13 protein-coding genes, 2 tRNA genes and 3 rRNA genes are annotated in these 15,609 nt (G+C 57.2%); 14 read left to right on the top strand and 4 right to left on the bottom strand.

The genetic code is table 11. The features are described 5' to 3' along the window. Positions 1-64: 64 nt before the first annotated feature. Positions 65-1,009 carry a methionyl-tRNA formyltransferase gene (gene fmt / locus ATE40_RS18955; protein WP_019456191.1) on the bottom strand — a complete coding sequence of 315 codons (945 nt, stop codon included), beginning with the start codon at positions 1,007-1,009 and terminating at the stop codon, positions 65-67. Positions 1,010-1,026: 17 nt separating this feature from the next. Further along, a complete protein-coding gene (gene def, locus ATE40_RS18950) occupies positions 1,027-1,536 on the bottom strand; it encodes a peptide deformylase (RefSeq protein ID WP_015379260.1) in 510 nt (169 codons plus the stop codon). Between the two features lie 133 nt (positions 1,537-1,669). Here def and dprA point away from each other — a divergent pair, with 133 nt between their 5' ends. The 5 genes from dprA to aroE are packed head-to-tail and all read left to right on the top strand — an operon-like array spanning position 1,670 to position 5,214. Continuing rightward, positions 1,670-2,791, top strand: a complete 1,122-nt coding sequence (gene dprA / locus ATE40_RS18945) for a DNA-protecting protein DprA (RefSeq protein WP_063918414.1) — start codon at positions 1,670-1,672, stop codon at positions 2,789-2,791. Next, positions 2,763-3,236: a DUF494 family protein Smg gene (gene smg / locus ATE40_RS18940; RefSeq protein ID WP_025160381.1), complete on the top strand. Its 474-nt coding sequence runs from the start codon at positions 2,763-2,765 to the stop codon at positions 3,234-3,236. Before dprA ends, smg begins: the two co-directional genes overlap by 29 nt. A 25-nt stretch (positions 3,237-3,261) precedes the next feature. Continuing rightward, positions 3,262-3,807: a DNA topoisomerase family protein gene (locus ATE40_RS18935; RefSeq protein WP_019456195.1), complete on the top strand. Its 546-nt coding sequence runs from the start codon at positions 3,262-3,264 to the stop codon at positions 3,805-3,807. Positions 3,808-3,814: 7 nt separating this feature from the next. Continuing rightward, the gene (gene tsaC / locus ATE40_RS18930; RefSeq protein ID WP_063918415.1) at positions 3,815-4,384 is read left to right on the top strand and encodes an L-threonylcarbamoyladenylate synthase type 1 TsaC; all 570 of its coding nucleotides are present in this window, start codon (positions 3,815-3,817) and stop codon (positions 4,382-4,384) included. An 11-nt stretch (positions 4,385-4,395) separates the two neighbouring features. After that, positions 4,396-5,214 (top strand): shikimate dehydrogenase, encoded by an 819-nt coding sequence (gene aroE, locus ATE40_RS18925; protein ID WP_025160382.1) that lies wholly within the window; start codon positions 4,396-4,398, stop codon positions 5,212-5,214. A gap of 38 nt (positions 5,215-5,252) precedes the next feature. Here the strand turns inward: aroE and ATE40_RS18920 are convergent, their stop codons facing one another. Further along, positions 5,253-5,795, bottom strand: coding sequence for a gamma carbonic anhydrase family protein (locus ATE40_RS18920; protein ID WP_063918416.1), 543 nt, complete (start codon positions 5,793-5,795; stop codon positions 5,253-5,255). Positions 5,796-6,300: 505 nt separating this feature from the next. Between ATE40_RS18920 and ATE40_RS18915 the strand changes: the two genes are divergently transcribed. The 9 genes from ATE40_RS18915 to aceK all read left to right on the top strand — a co-directional run bounded on the left by ATE40_RS18915 (position 6,301) and on the right by aceK (position 14,937). Continuing rightward, a 16S ribosomal RNA gene (locus ATE40_RS18915) occupies positions 6,301-7,842 on the top strand. 139 nt (positions 7,843-7,981) lie between these two features. Beyond that, a tRNA-Glu gene (locus tag ATE40_RS18910) sits at positions 7,982-8,057 on the top strand. Between the two features lie 244 nt (positions 8,058-8,301). Then, positions 8,302-8,410 (top strand): 5S ribosomal RNA (gene rrf, locus ATE40_RS18905). A gap of 14 nt (positions 8,411-8,424) precedes the next feature. Next, positions 8,425-8,500: transfer RNA gene (locus ATE40_RS18900), tRNA-Thr, on the top strand. Between the two features lie 45 nt (positions 8,501-8,545). Continuing rightward, positions 8,546-8,661 (top strand): 5S ribosomal RNA (gene rrf / locus ATE40_RS18895). Positions 8,662-8,861: 200 nt separating this feature from the next. Beyond that, positions 8,862-9,791, top strand: coding sequence for a homoserine O-acetyltransferase MetA (metA, locus tag ATE40_RS18890; RefSeq protein WP_025160144.1), 930 nt, complete (start codon positions 8,862-8,864; stop codon positions 9,789-9,791). A 374-nt stretch (positions 9,792-10,165) separates the two neighbouring features. After that, positions 10,166-11,764: a malate synthase A gene (gene aceB, locus ATE40_RS18885; RefSeq protein ID WP_063918650.1), complete on the top strand. Its 1,599-nt coding sequence runs from the start codon at positions 10,166-10,168 to the stop codon at positions 11,762-11,764. A 41-nt stretch (positions 11,765-11,805) separates the two neighbouring features. Further along, complete coding sequence (gene aceA / locus ATE40_RS18880) at positions 11,806-13,113, top strand: isocitrate lyase (protein ID WP_019453253.1); 1,308 nt, start codon at positions 11,806-11,808, stop codon at positions 13,111-13,113. 69 nt (positions 13,114-13,182) lie between these two features. Beyond that, on the top strand, positions 13,183-14,937 hold the full coding sequence (gene aceK / locus ATE40_RS18875) for a bifunctional isocitrate dehydrogenase kinase/phosphatase (RefSeq protein ID WP_019453252.1): 1,755 nt from the start codon (positions 13,183-13,185) through the stop codon (positions 14,935-14,937). Position 14,938: 1 nt separating this feature from the next. Here the strand turns inward: aceK and ATE40_RS18870 are convergent, their stop codons facing one another. Then, complete coding sequence (locus ATE40_RS18870; protein ID WP_063918651.1) at positions 14,939-15,580, bottom strand: bifunctional 4-hydroxy-2-oxoglutarate aldolase/2-dehydro-3-deoxy-phosphogluconate aldolase; 642 nt, start codon at positions 15,578-15,580, stop codon at positions 14,939-14,941. Positions 15,581-15,609: the final 29 nt, after the last annotated feature.

Genomic DNA, 15,609 nt, shown 5'->3' with positions numbered 1-15,609 from the left:
GCTGATAACGATCGGCATTAAGAAAATAACGGCCCGGCGATAAACGGCCGGGCAGTGGGGTGGCTTACAGCCGGTTGCCCGGGGTAAACCATTCACGACGTGAGTTTAACAGGTCCTGCGCCGACATCGGTTTCTTACCGGCGGGCTGCAGCTGGATCAGATTGAGGATGCCGTCGACGGTCGCCACCTGAATGCCGTGCTTGTCGGCATGGATAACGGTGCCCGGTTCTGCGTTGGCGCTTTCTGCCAGCACGCTGGCCTGCCACACTTTCACCGGTTGCTCGTCGATGATGAAGTAGCTGACGGGCCAAGGGTTGAAGGCGCGGATGCAGCGCTCCAACTGGGCGGCGGACAGGGTCCAGTCCAGGCGAGCTTCTTCTTTGCTCAGCTTCTCGGCGTAGGTGACCAGCGATTCGTCCTGTACCTCGCGGGTGGCGCTGCCGTCGGCCATTTGGCGCAGCGTCGTCAACATGCCCTGCGGGCCGAGCTGAGCCAGCTTGTCGTAGAGGCTGGCGCTGGTGTCGCTGCTCTCAATCGGGCAGGCGATCTTGTGCATCATGTCGCCGGTATCGAGGCCGACATCCATCTGCATGATGGTCACGCCGGTTTCGCTGTCGCCGGCCCAGAGTGAACGCTGGATCGGCGCCGCGCCGCGCCAGCGAGGCAGCAGCGAACCGTGTACGTTGATGCAGCCCAGGCGCGGCATATCCAACACCGCTTGTGGCAGGATCAGCCCGTAAGCGACCACCACCATCACGTCGGCGTTGAGATCGGCCACCAGGCGCTGGTTCTCTTCGGGACGTAATGACTTGGGCTGGAATACCGGCAGTTGGTGTTGTTCGGCCAGCGCTTTGACCGGGCTTGGCGTCAGCTTGTTGCCGCGGCCTGCCGGGCGGTCGGGCTGGGTAAATACGCCGACAATCTGGTGCTCAGATGACAACAGCGCGTCAAGATGACGCGCTGCGAAGTCTGGTGTTCCGGCGAAAATAATCCGTAAAGAATCAGACACGTTGATTTCCTGATCGGTTAGGCGCGGGCTTGAAGCTTGGCCATTTTTTCCAGTTTCTGACGAATACGCTGGCGCTTGAGCGGCGACAGGTAATCGACGAACAGCTTGCCCATCAGGTGATCCATCTCGTGCTGGATGCAGATCGCCAGCAGATCGTCCGCTTCCAGCTCGAAAGGTTTGCCTTCGCGATCTAGCGCGCGGATCTTCACCTGCGCGGCGCGCGGCACTAACGCACGCTGCTCTGGAATGGAAAGACAGCCTTCCTCGATGCCGGTTTCGCCGCTTTTTTCCAGCAGCTCCGGGTTGATCAGCACCAGGCGCTGATCGCGATTCTCGGAGACGTCGATCACGATAATGCGCTGATGGATATCCACCTGAGTCGCAGCCAGGCCAATGCCTTCCTCTGCGTACATGGTTTCAAACATATCATCCACGATGCGCTGGATATCTGCATTGACTTCTTTTACCGGCGCTGCGACTTTGCGCAGACGCTCGTCTGGGAAATGTAATACCTGCAAGACTGACATATATCTTTAGATCTGTATCCGAGTAATGAACGAGGTTTAACCTCTATTCTAGACATTTCCCGACCTGATTGACAGCATTGCGCACCAATTGCTCAGATTGGTAATACCACCGTTTTTGCTGAGGGAACAGACGATGCGGCTGGAAGAGATCGCTTTACGGATGCGGGGGGTTACGGGGCTACAGACCCCGACGGCCAGTCGGATCGTGCAGCAGTTATCGCAAATGGGGGGCGAACCCAATCGCGCGCTGCGTGAACTGGGATTGAACGAACGGCAGCGGGCACAGTTCAACCGGGCGGATCCCGGCTATCTTACGGCTACCTTGCATTGGTTGGAAAAGCCGGCGCACCGCATAGTGAACTATGGGGCGCTCGGTTATCCCGATCGCCTGGCCCAGATCGACGATGCGCCGCTGTTTTTGCTGATCGAGGGCGATCCGCAGGCGCTGTTGCAACCGCAGCTCGCCATGGTCGGCAGTCGGCAGTTCAGCCATTACGGCGAGCGATGGGCGAACCATTTCGCCGCTGAGTTGGCGCGCTGCGGTTTCGCCATCACCAGCGGTCTGGCGATTGGCATCGACGGGATTTGCCATCGCGCGGCGTTGGCGGCCGGCGGCTGTACTGTCGCGGTGTTGGGTAGCGGGCTGGCCAATATCTATCCGCGCCGGCACCGTCGGCTTGCGGAACAGATAGTCGAACAAGGCGGCGCCGTGGTTTCAGATCATTTAGTCACCGACTTGCCTCTGGCCGACCATTTTCCGCGCCGCAATCGTATTATCAGCGGGCTGAGTCTGGGCGTTCTGGTTATAGAAGCCTCGCTGCACAGCGGTACCCTGGTGACTGCTCGCTATGCGTTGGAACAGGGGCGTGAGGTGTTCGCTCTGCCAGGGCCATTAGGGAACCCGATGAGCGAGGGCACACATTGGCTCATCCAACAGGGCGCGCATCTGGTCACCGGGCCGAAAGATATCGCCGAATTGCTGGAAAGCGGTCTTCAATGGCTGCCGCTGAACGAAAATACAACTATTTGTGCGTCACAGGCTGAAGTTGAATTGCCATTTGCCGATGTGTTGGCTAACGTAGGAGATGAGGTGACACCTGTTGACGTCGTCGCTGAACGTGCCGGCCAACCTGTGCCAGTGGTGGTAATCAAGTTACTCGAGCTGGAGTTAGCAGGGTGGATCGCAGCTGTACCCGGCGGCTATGTCCGAATAAGGAGGGCAAGCCATGTTCGACGTACTCATGTACTTGTTTGAAACTTATATCCACAATGAACCAGAGATGCGCGTCGATCAGGATCAACTGACCGATGATCTCGCTCAGGCGGGGTTTCATCGGGATGATATCTACAACGCGTTGAATTGGCTTGAGAAGTTGGCTGACCTGCAAGAAGGTCAAAATGCCCCTTACTTTATGGATGCCGATCCGCTGGCGATGCGGATTTACACCGAAGAGGAAGGTGCGCGTTTGGACGCCGGCTGCCGTGGTTTTCTCCTGTTCCTGGAACAGATTCAGGTATTGAACCTCGAAACCCGTGAAATGGTTATCGACCGCGTTATGGCTTTGGATAATGCGGAATTCGATCTCGAAGATCTGAAATGGGTCGTGTTGATGGTGCTGTTTAATATCCCCGGATATGAAAGCGCCTATCAGCAAATGGAAGAACTGTTGTTTGAAGTGAACGAAGGTTATCTGCATTGAGCCGATAACGCGCATAGAAGACGTTATGACAAAAAACGCGATTTTTGCCGCCAGGCAAAATGAACCCTGTCCGGAATGCGGGGCCGAGCTGGTGATCCGTAGCGGTCGCCACGGCCCCTTCCTCGGTTGTTCCCAGTACCCTGAATGCCAATATATTCGGCCGCTGAAAGCACAGGCCGATGGGCATATCGTTAAGGTGTTGGATGGGCAACAGTGCCCGAAGTGTCAGGCGACGTTGGTGCTGCGCCAGGGGCGCTACGGCATGTTTATCGGTTGCAGCGATTATCCGCAGTGTGATCACACTGAAGTGATCGACAAGCCTGACGAAACCGCCATTACCTGTCCGCAGTGCGGGCAAGGCAAGCTGTTGCAGCGTAAGTCGCGCTACGGCAAGGTTTTTCATTCCTGCGATCGTTACCCGGAATGCCAGTTCGCCCTCAATGTTAAACCCGTCGCCGGTGAATGCGCCTACTGCCATTACCCGTTGCTGATGGAAAAGCGCACGGCAAAGGGCCCCGTCCTGTGCTGTGCCAGCAAGCTGTGCGGCAAACCCGTCGCGACTACAGAATAATCACATCATGAACTCAGAATTAAGCCCGAACCTTTTATCTATCATCGATGCTTTGCATCAACAGCAGGTTATTGCCTATCCCACCGAAGCGGTATTCGGCCTGGGTTGCGATCCCGACAGTGAACAGGCGGTCAATGTGCTGCTGGCGTTGAAACAGCGGCCGTGGGAAAAGGGACTGATTCTGATCGCCGCCGACTATGCACAGCTTAAGCCATATATCGATGACAGTGCGCTCAGCGAACAGCAGCGCGCGACGATGTTTGCCAGCTGGCCAGGGCCGGTAACCTGGGTGTTGCCCGCTCGGCCGGAGACGCCACGTTTGCTGACCGGGCGTTTCAGCTCATTGGCGGTGCGCGTCAGCGATCATCCGTTGGTGCAGCAGCTGTGTCGGCAGTACGGCAAGCCGCTCGTGTCGACCAGCGCCAATCTCAGCGGGCTGGAGCCGTGCCGCAGTGCGGATGAAGTCACGCGGCAATTCGGCGACGCTTTCCCGGTATTGGCCGGTGAGGTGGGCGGCCGTCTTAATCCTTCCGAAATCAGAGATGCACTGACCGGCGAACAGATCCGTCAGGGCTAGAGGTAATGGGCATGGAGAAGTTTGCGGTATTTGGCAACCCTATTGGCCACAGCAAGTCGCCGCGAATTCATGCGCTGTTTGCTGCTCAGACCGGCATTGAGCATCCTTATGGCGCGGTGTTGGCGCCGTTGGACGGTTTTGAAACCAGCTTGCAGGCGTTTATCCGCGCCGGAGGGCTGGGGGCGAACGTCACGGTGCCCTTCAAGGAGCGTGCTTATGAGCTCGCCTCCGAGCTGAGTGAGCGAGCGGCGATGGCCGGCGCGGTCAACACCCTGAAGGTATTGCCAAATGGCGAACTGCTGGGGGACAACACCGACGGCATCGGTTTGTTGACCGATCTGCAGCGCCAGCAATTGATTCGGCCGCAGGATCGCATTCTGCTGGTGGGCGCCGGCGGTGCGGCACGCGGCGTGATCCTGCCGCTGCTGTCTTTCGGCTGCCGACTCACCATCACCAATCGTACCTTCAGCCGGGCCCAGGAATTGGCCGACGCTTTCCGGCATCTGGGGGAGATCTCGGCGGCGCCGATGGATCAACTGGATCAGCAAGCGTTCGATCTGGTGATCAATGCGACGGCGTCCGGCATCAGCGGGGAGATCCCGGCGTTGCCTGCAGGCGTGGTGAACGCGCAAACCCGTTGCTATGACATGTTCTATCAGCAAGGCATTACGCCATTTCTGGCCTGGGCGCAGCTGCAGGGCGCAACGGAATACGCCGATGGGCTGGGTATGCTGGTGGGGCAGGCGGCGCATGCTTTCCTGCTGTGGCACGGCGTGATGCCAGAGATAGAACCGGTCTTGCGCCAGCTGCGCAGCGAGCTGGCGGCATAAATCCTACCCCGTTCTCTTTATAGGGAACGGGGCGCCCATCAGATATCTTCCGACAGGTATTCGTCTTTCCAGCGTACATAGTTGTTAGAAGAATAAAGCAATCCCTCCAACTCGGCGGCGGTCAGCGGCCGAACCTGGCGTGCCGGGCTACCCATATAAAGATAGCCGCTCGCCAGACGCTTGCCCGGCGCCACCAAACTGCCGGCGCCAATCATTACGTCGTCTTCTACGACTACACCGTCCAACAGGATCGATCCCATCCCGACCAGCACCCGGTTGCCGATGGCGCAGCCGTGCAGCATCGCTTTATGGCCCACGGTAACGTCTTCGCCAATTAACAGGGGATAACCGCCGGGGTTATGTTCGGAGCGGTGAGTCACATGCAGCACGCTGCCATCCTGAATATTGCTGCGTGCGCCGATCTTTACCGCATTGACGTCGCCGCGGATAGCTACCAGCGGCCAGATGCTGACGTCATCCGCCAGATCGACGTCGCCGATCACGACGCTGGAAGGATCGATCAGGACGCGCTGACCGAGTTTGGGGGTGTATTGAAGATAAGAACGTACTGCATCGGACATAGTGTTGCCTCACGTCGGGATCATATTTACCGGCAATACTAGACTCTGGCGATGGAATTACAACCAACGGCAGCGCCGGATCCTGCGGAAAATGGCCCTGATCGCACAAGATCCACTCGGAAGGGCTGAAAAGTGTGCAAACAGAAAGAAAAGATCAAAAAAGGGGTTGTGCAAAAAACTCGGATCCCTATAATGCGCCTCCATCGACACGGCGCAAGTGATTCACTTCACACGGCGGCCGGGAAGAAAGAGAAAAAATCCTGAAAATTAGGGTTGACTCTGAAAGAGGAAAGCGTAATATACGCCACCTCGAGTTAGCAAGCGAAAGCGCCTAACTCACTGCTCTTTAACAATTTATCAGACAATCTGTGTGGGCACTCCACAAGACGATATCCAGCATCTTCGGATGCAAAAAATATCAAGTCTTGAAGAGTGACTAACTGAAGTAAAATTCATGCAGTAAATCTTTGAGCATCGCTTCTCGAGTGGAAGCAAATCAAGCTTTTAATTGAAGAGTTTGATCATGGCTCAGATTGAACGCTGGCGGCAGGCTTAACACATGCAAGTCGAGCGGTAGCACAAGAGAGCTTGCTCTCTGGGTGACGAGCGGCGGACGGGTGAGTAATGTCTGGGAAACTGCCTGATGGAGGGGGATAACTACTGGAAACGGTAGCTAATACCGCATAACGTCGCAAGACCAAAGAGGGGGACCTTCGGGCCTCTTGCCATCAGATGTGCCCAGATGGGATTAGCTAGTAGGTGGGGTAATGGCTCACCTAGGCGACGATCCCTAGCTGGTCTGAGAGGATGACCAGCCACACTGGAACTGAGACACGGTCCAGACTCCTACGGGAGGCAGCAGTGGGGAATATTGCACAATGGGCGCAAGCCTGATGCAGCCATGCCGCGTGTGTGAAGAAGGCCTTCGGGTTGTAAAGCACTTTCAGCGAGGAGGAAGGTGGTGAACTTAATACGTTCATCAATTGACGTTACTCGCAGAAGAAGCACCGGCTAACTCCGTGCCAGCAGCCGCGGTAATACGGAGGGTGCAAGCGTTAATCGGAATTACTGGGCGTAAAGCGCACGCAGGCGGTTTGTTAAGTCAGATGTGAAATCCCCGGGCTCAACCTGGGAACTGCATTTGAAACTGGCAAGCTAGAGTCTCGTAGAGGGGGGTAGAATTCCAGGTGTAGCGGTGAAATGCGTAGAGATCTGGAGGAATACCGGTGGCGAAGGCGGCCCCCTGGACGAAGACTGACGCTCAGGTGCGAAAGCGTGGGGAGCAAACAGGATTAGATACCCTGGTAGTCCACGCTGTAAACGATGTCGATTTGGAGGTTGTGCCCTTGAGGCGTGGCTTCCGGAGCTAACGCGTTAAATCGACCGCCTGGGGAGTACGGCCGCAAGGTTAAAACTCAAATGAATTGACGGGGGCCCGCACAAGCGGTGGAGCATGTGGTTTAATTCGATGCAACGCGAAGAACCTTACCTACTCTTGACATCCAGAGAACTTTCCAGAGATGGATTGGTGCCTTCGGGAACTCTGAGACAGGTGCTGCATGGCTGTCGTCAGCTCGTGTTGTGAAATGTTGGGTTAAGTCCCGCAACGAGCGCAACCCTTATCCTTTGTTGCCAGCGGTTCGGCCGGGAACTCAAAGGAGACTGCCAGTGATAAACTGGAGGAAGGTGGGGATGACGTCAAGTCATCATGGCCCTTACGAGTAGGGCTACACACGTGCTACAATGGCGTATACAAAGAGAAGCGACCTCGCGAGAGCAAGCGGACCTCATAAAGTACGTCGTAGTCCGGATTGGAGTCTGCAACTCGACTCCATGAAGTCGGAATCGCTAGTAATCGTAGATCAGAATGCTACGGTGAATACGTTCCCGGGCCTTGTACACACCGCCCGTCACACCATGGGAGTGGGTTGCAAAAGAAGTAGGTAGCTTAACCTTCGGGAGGGCGCTTACCACTTTGTGATTCATGACTGGGGTGAAGTCGTAACAAGGTAACCGTAGGGGAACCTGCGGTTGGATCACCTCCTTACCTAAAGATATTAGTTCGAGTGGCGTGCTCACACAGATTGTCTGATAGAAAGTAACGAGCAAAGCGCTACCTGTTGATGCCATGAGTTATTCATGCTGATACGAACCGATTAAGTTATTCAGTTTAATCGGATTTTCGTGTCCCCATCGTCTAGAGGCCTAGGACACTGCCCTTTCACGGCTGTAACAGGGGTTCGAATCCCCTTGGGGACGCCATTCCGATAATGAGTGAAAGACATTATCACCGGTCACGACAGGCCGAAAAAATCTTAAAGATGACTTGCGAGTCATGTTTAAGATATTGCTCTTTAACAATCTGGAACAAGCTGAAAATTGAAACATGACGGCTGAAATTTATCCCTCCGTAGATGTATTGGGATGAAGAGTAACCTGTCATAGAGTCTCTCAAATGTTTGCAGCGCGAACGATGGAAACATCTTCGGGTTGTGAGGTTAAGTGACTAAGCGTACACGGTGGATGCCTGACCCCATGCCGAACTCAGAAGTGAAACGCCGTAGCGCCGATGGTAGTGTGGGGTCTCCCCATGCGAGAGTAGGACACTGCCAGGCATCAAATTAAGCGTGCTGATATGGCTCAGTTGGTAGAGCGCACCCTTGGTAAGGGTGAGGTCCCCAGTTCGACTCTGGGTATCAGCACCACTTTATTTAAAGTGGGTTTAGAAGTTCGGCAGAAAAAAGAATTTGCTTGGCGGCAATAGCGCGGTGGTCCCACCTGACCCCATGCCGAACTCAGAAGTGAAACGCCGTAGCGCCGATGGTAGTGTGGGGTCTCCCCATGCGAGAGTAGGACACTGCCAAGCATCAAACAAGCCAAGAGGCCATCCGAAAGGATGGCCTTTTTGCTTTTCATCCGCTTTACTCCCTCTGCTCATATCCTGGCGCAGGCCGCGCAATGAAACATTTTCACCTTTCCGCTGAATGCTCGACATCGACCGAAAAAAAAGCTATCTTCGGGCATCTGGAAGTCTAAACGTATAAATGGATGTGTGAGGATTAAGCAATGCCGATTCGTGTTCCTGATGAGTTACCTGCGGTCAGCTTCTTGCGTGATGAGAATGTCTTCGTAATGACATCCTCACGGGCAAAAACACAGGAAATCAGGCCATTGAAAGTGCTGATCCTCAATCTGATGCCAAAGAAGATCGAAACGGAAAACCAGTTTCTGCGCCTGCTCTCCAACTCGCCGCTGCAGATTGATATCCAGCTGCTGCGTATCGATAGCCGCGAGTCGAAGAACACGCCGGCTGAGCATCTGAACAATTTCTACTGCGACTTTGAGGACATCCAGAATGAGAACTTCGATGGTTTGATCGTCACCGGTGCGCCGCTGGGGCTGGTCGACTTCTGCGATGTCGCCTACTGGCCGCAGATCGAACGGGTGATCGACTGGGCCAAGAACCACGTCACCTCCACGCTGTTCGTGTGCTGGGCGGTACAAGCGGCGTTGAACATCCTGTACGGTATTCCCAAGATGACGCGCGAGGTGAAGCTCTCTGGCGTTTATCCGCACCAAACGCTGCAGCAGCATGCATTGCTGACGCGCGGCTTCGACGAAAGCTTCCTGGCGCCGCATTCACGCTATGCCGATTTCCCGACTGAGGTGATTCGCCAGTATACCGATCTGGATATCCTGGCCGAATCCGAGCAGGCCGGCGCCTATCTGTTCGCCAGCAGAGATAAGCGCCTGGCGTTTGTCACCGGCCATCCGGAATATGATGCCCTGACTCTGGCCGGGGAGTATTGTCGCGACAACGATGCCGGCCTCGATCCCACCGTTCCGCTCAACTACTTTCCCGATGACAACCCTGCACTGACACCGAAAGCCACCTGGCGCAGCCATGGCCACCTGCTGTTTTCCAACTGGCTCAACTATTACGTCTACCAGATTACGCCTTACGATCTGCGCCATATGAACCCGACGCTCGACTGAATTTTTCTGCCTGCCGGCGGCTGAATCGAGGCCGCCGCGTTGACGATCCCTCGTTCGATCCTCTTTTTCTCCCCCATCTCTTCCTGAAATACCTTGTTCGACAAGGCGTTATCATGTTCCTGCATGCCTATTGGAACCGATTTCCTTACTTGGTGGTATTGTTATTTTTCATAACTAATTGATAATAAAGTGTTAATAAAATATTTAATAATAAAATGGAAATGGTTTTTGATTTTTATTTTTTGTTGAGTATTCTTAGAGCTATCGGGATGAGATCTGACCAGTTTAGGATCGTTTCATCCGCCCTGATCCACAGTGATTTCTGATGAAAATGCGCCGGTCGCTCAGGCGCGACGATGGGAAGGAGCAAGGTCATGACGCAACAGATAGCAGGCACGGAGTTAAGGTTTACGCAGGGTTTCGCCGCTGCGGAGCGCCAGGTATTGACGGATGAAGCGGTTGAGTTCCTGGCGGAACTGGTGGCGAAATTCACGCCGCGGCGCAATGAGCTGCTGGCGGCGCGTGTCCGCTGGCAGCAAAATATCGATCGCGGCGAATTGCCTGGCTTTATTTCGGAAACCAATTCCATTCGTGAGGGCGACTGGCAGATCCGCGGCATTCCGCAAGACCTGCGCGATCGCCGGGTTGAGATCACCGGGCCGGTCGAGCGCAAAATGGTGATCAATGCGCTGAACGCCAACGTAAAAGTATTTATGGCGGACTTTGAAGACTCGCTGGCGCCAAGCTGGGACAAAGTCATCGACGGTCAAATCAACCTGCACGATGCGGTTAACGGCACCATTTCCTACACCAATGAAGCCGGCAAGATTTACCAGTTGAAACCGAACCCGGCGGTGTTGATCGCTCGCGTGCGCGGCCTGCATTTGCCGGAGAAGCACGTGCTGTGGCGCGACGAGGCCATCCCAGGCGGCCTGTTCGATTTCGCGCTGTACTTCTACCACAACTATCGCCAGCTGTTGGCCAAGGGCAGCGGCCCGTATTTCTATCTGCCGAAAACCCAGTCCTGGGAAGAAGCAGCCTGGTGGAGCGATGTCTTCAGCTTTACCGAGGATCGTTTCGATCTGCCGCGCGGCACCATCAAGGCGACGGTGCTGATCGAAACCCTGCCGGCGGTGTTCCAGATGGACGAGATCCTCTATCACCTGCGCGATCACATCGTTGGCCTGAACTGCGGCCGCTGGGATTACATCTTCAGCTACATCAAGACGCTGAAAAATCACGGCGATCGCGTGCTGCCGGATCGTCAGTCGGTGACCATGGAGAAACCCTTCCTCAGCGCCTATTCGCGTCTGTTGATCAAAACCTGTCATAAGCGCGGTGCGTTCGCCATGGGCGGCATGGCGGCGTTTATCCCGAGCAAAGACGCCGAGAAAAACGCCTGGGTGCTGAACAAGGTACGGGCGGACAAAGAGCTGGAGGCCAATAACGGCCACGACGGCACCTGGGTGGCACACCCGGGGCTGGCGGACACGGTGATGGAGGTGTTCGACAAGGCATTGGGCGATCGCCAAAACCAGCTGGACGTGCTGCGTGAGCAGGATGCGCCGATCAGCGCCGCGCAGCTGCTGGAACCTTGTGACGGCGAACGCACGGAAGCGGGAATGCGTGCCAACATTCGCGTGGCGGTGCAGTACATCGAAGCCTGGATCTCCGGCAACGGCTGCGTGCCGATCTATGGGTTGATGGAAGATGCCGCGACGGCGGAGATCTCTCGTACCTCTATCTGGCAGTGGATCCACCACGAGAAGAGCCTGAATGATGGGCGTCCGGTGACCAAGGCGCTGTTCCGCCAGATGTTGCAAGAAGAGATGTTGGTGGTGCGTGAAGAAGTGGGGGAGGCGCGCTTTAACGCCGGCCGGTTCGAAGAGGCGGCGCACCTGATGGAGCGCATCACCACGCAAGATGAATTAATCGATTTCCTGACGCTGCCCGGCTATGCGCTGCTGGCCTGAATTTTCCCAATCAACCCTACATGACTGAAAGGATAAAAATTATGTCTACCTCTCGCTCTCAACAGATCCAGCAGCTGGAACAGGAATGGAAATCGGCCCGTTGGGAAGGCATTACCCGCCCTTATAGCGCTGAAGACGTGATCAACCTGCGCGGTTCGGTCAACCCGGAATGCACCCTGGCGCAAAACGGCGCTGCTAAACTGTGGTCCTTGCTGAACGGCAAGGCGCGTAAAGGCTACGTGAACTGCCTGGGCGCGCTGACCGGCGGCCAGGCGCTGCAGCAGGCCAAAGCCGGCGTCGAGGCCATCTACCTGTCCGGTTGGCAGGTGGCGGCGGACGCCAACAGTGCGGCGGCGATGTATCCAGACCAGTCGCTGTATCCGGTGGACTCGGTGCCGAAGGTGGTCGAACGCATCAACAACACCTTCCGCCGCGCCGATCAGATCCAATGGGCGAACCGGATTGAACCGGGCAGCAAAGGCTACACCGACTATTTCCTGCCGATCGTCGCCGATGCGGAAGCCGGCTTCGGCGGCGTGTTGAACGCCTTTGAGCTGATGAAAGCGATGATCACCGCCGGTGCTGCCGGGGTGCACTTTGAAGATCAGCTGGCGGCGGTGAAGAAATGCGGCCATATGGGCGGCAAAGTGCTGGTGCCGACGCAAGAAGCGATCCAAAAGCTGGTTGCCGCACGCCTGGCGGCTGACGTGCTCGGCGTGCCGACGCTGGTGATCGCCCGCACCGACGCCGACGCGGCCGACCTGCTGACCTCTGACTGCGATCCGTATGACAGCGCCTTCGTCACCGGCGAGCGCACGGCGGAAGGTTTCTTCCGCACCCATGCCGGCGTCGAGCAGGCGATCAGCCGCGGCCTGGCTTATGCCCCTTACGCCGATATGGTGTGGTGCGAAACCTCGACGCCGGATCTGGATGCCGCCCAGCGCTTCGCCGACGCCATCCACGCCAAATACCCGGGCAAGTTGCTGGCCTACAACTGCTCGCCGTCGTTCAACTGGAAGAAGAACCTCGACGACCAGACCATCGCCCGCTTCCAGCAGGCGCTGTCGGACATGGGCTACAAGTATCAGTTCATCACGCTGGCGGGCATCCACAGCATGTGGTTCAACATGTTCGATCTGGCGCACGCCTATGCGCAGGGCGAAGGGATGAAACACTACGTCGAGAAGGTGCAGCAGGCGGAGTTCGCCGCAGTGGATCGCGGCTACACCTTTGCCTCGCACCAGCAAGAGGTGGGCACCGGCTACTTCGACAAGGTCACCACCATCATTCAGGGCGGTGCCTCTTCGGTGACTGCGCTGACCGGCTCGACGGAAGAACAGCAGTTCTGACGCGGCAAGCTTGAAGACGTTTCACCCGGAGCCTGCATGCGCAGGCTCCTTTTTCTGGCGGGGGTAAGGATGGCGGCAAAACTGGAGTTGTTGATCGCACAGACGATCCTGCAAGGCTTCGATGCGCAGTATGGCCGCTTTCTGGAGGTGACCGCCGGCGCGCAGCAGCGCTTCGAACAGGCGGACTGGCCGGCGGTACAGCAGGCGATGAAAAAGCGCATCCATCTGTACGACCATCATGTCGGCCTGGTGGTGGAGCAGCTCAAATGCATCACCGGGCAGAAATACTTCGACGCCGACTTCCCCAGCCGGGTCAAAGCAGTCTATATCGATCTGCTGCCGGACTATCCGCGTTTCGAGATAGCCGAAAGCTTTTTTAACTCGGTCTACTGCCGGCTGTTCAAGCATCGCGATCTGACGCCGGACAAGCTGTTCGTGTTCAGTTCGCAGCCGGAACGGCGCTTTCGCGACATTCCGCGTCCGCTGGCGCGCGATTTCACTCCCCATGGCGATCTGCCGGCGATGCTGCGCAGCCTGCTGAGCGATCTGCCGCTGCGGCTGCCGTGGGAGGATTTGACGCGCGATATCCGCTATATCACGCAAGCGCTGCAACGCACCTTCAGCGCACAGCAGCTGGCGGGCGCGACCTTTCAGATCGCCAACGAACTGTTTTACCGCAACAAGGCCGCCTGGCTGGTTGGCAAGCTGCGCCTGGCCGACGGCGTTTACCCGTTCCTGTTGCCGATCCACCACAGCGAATCGGGCGCGCTGTTTATCGACGCCTGCCTGACCGGCAAGGCGGAGGCCAGCATCGTTTTCGGCTTCGCCCGCTCTTATTTTATGGTCTACGCGCCGCTGCCGGCGGCGATGGTGGAATGGCTGCGCGAGATCCTGCCGGGCAAGACCACCGCCGAGCTGTACATGGCGATCGGCTGCCAGAAGCACGGCAAAACCGAATGCTATCGCGAATACCTGACCTTTATGGCGCAGTCGCAGGAGCAGTTCATCATCGCGCCGGGGGTGAAGGGCATGGTGATGCTGGTGTTCACTCTGCCGTCCTTCGATCGGGTGTTCAAAGTGATCAAAGACGAATTCGCCCCGCAAAAAGAGGTGACGCAGGCGCAGGTGATGGCTTGCTATCAGCTGGTGAAAGAGCACGATCGCGTCGGGCGCATGGCGGATACCCAGGAGTACGAGAATTTTGTCGTCGACAAGGCGCGCCTCAGCCCGGAACTGCTGGAAGAGCTGCGGCGCGAAGTGCCGGGCAAGCTGGAAGATCTCGGCGATCGCATCGTGATCAAACACCTGTATATGGAACGCCGCATGACGCCGCTGAACCTGTATCTGGAGCAGGCCAACGACCAGCAGATGCGCGATGCGATCGAAGAGTACGGCAACGCCATCAAGCAGCTGGCCGCCGCCAATATCTTCCCCGGCGACATGCTGTTCAAGAATTTCGGCGTGACGCGCCACGGGCGAGTGGTGTTCTACGACTACGACGAGATTTGCTACATGACCGAGGTCAACTTCCGCGACATTCCGCCGCCGCGCTATCCGGAGGATGAGCTGGCCAGCGAGCCGTGGTACAGCATCGCGCCCAACGACGTATTTCCGGAGGAGTTCCGTCATTTCCTGTGCGGCGATCGGCGCATCCGGCAGGTGTTTGAAGAGCTGCACAGCGATCTGTTTACCGCGGAGTATTGGCGCGGGTTGCAGCAGCGTATCCGCGAGGGGCACGTGGAGGATGTGTTCGCTTACCGCAAGAAACAGCGGTTCAGTCAGCGCAGCGGGGCGGCGCTGCCGGCCGCCACCGCTGCGATGTAAATCAGGCCTGGGCGCCCGCCACGGCGGCGCGCGCCAGTTCGGTGATGCGCGCGTAGTCGCCGCTTTCCAGCGCGTCCGCCGGCACCAGCCAGGAGCCGCCGATGCACAGCACGCTTTTCAGCGCCAGGTAACTGCGGTAGTTGTCCGGCGAGATACCGCCGGTCGGGCAGAAGCGCACCTGCGGGAACGGGCCGCCGATCGCCTGCAGCGCTTTTACACCGCCGTTGGCTTCCGCCGGGAAGAATTTAAACTCGCGCAGGCCGTAATCCATGCCCTGCATCAGTTCGGAAACGGTGCTGATGCCTGGAATCAACGGGATTGAACCGGCGGTGGCCGCTTTCAGCAACTCGTCGGTCAGTCCCGGGCTGATGGCGAACTGGGCGCCGGCCTCGGTCACTTCACGCAGCTGCTGCGGATTAATCACCGTACCGGCACCGATGATCGCTTCCGGCACCTCTTGGGCGATGGCGCGAATGGCATCCATGGCGCAGGCGGTGCGCAGCGTCACCTCCAGCACCCGCACGCCGCCGGCGACCAGCGCTTTCGCCAACGGCACCGCATGTTCCAGCTTGTTGATAACGATGACCGGCACCACCGGCCCCGCCGTCAGGATCTGTTCGGCGCTTGTTTTCCACTTGTTCATGATGACGCTCTCCTCTGTGGCCGCCGCCA

It is taken from the genome of Serratia surfactantfaciens (genome assembly GCF_001642805.2).
GTDB lineage: Bacteria > Pseudomonadota > Gammaproteobacteria > Enterobacterales > Enterobacteriaceae > Serratia > Serratia surfactantfaciens.
Note: the sequence above shows the minus strand (reverse complement) of the source record. Positions and strands in the feature narration are given on the sequence as shown.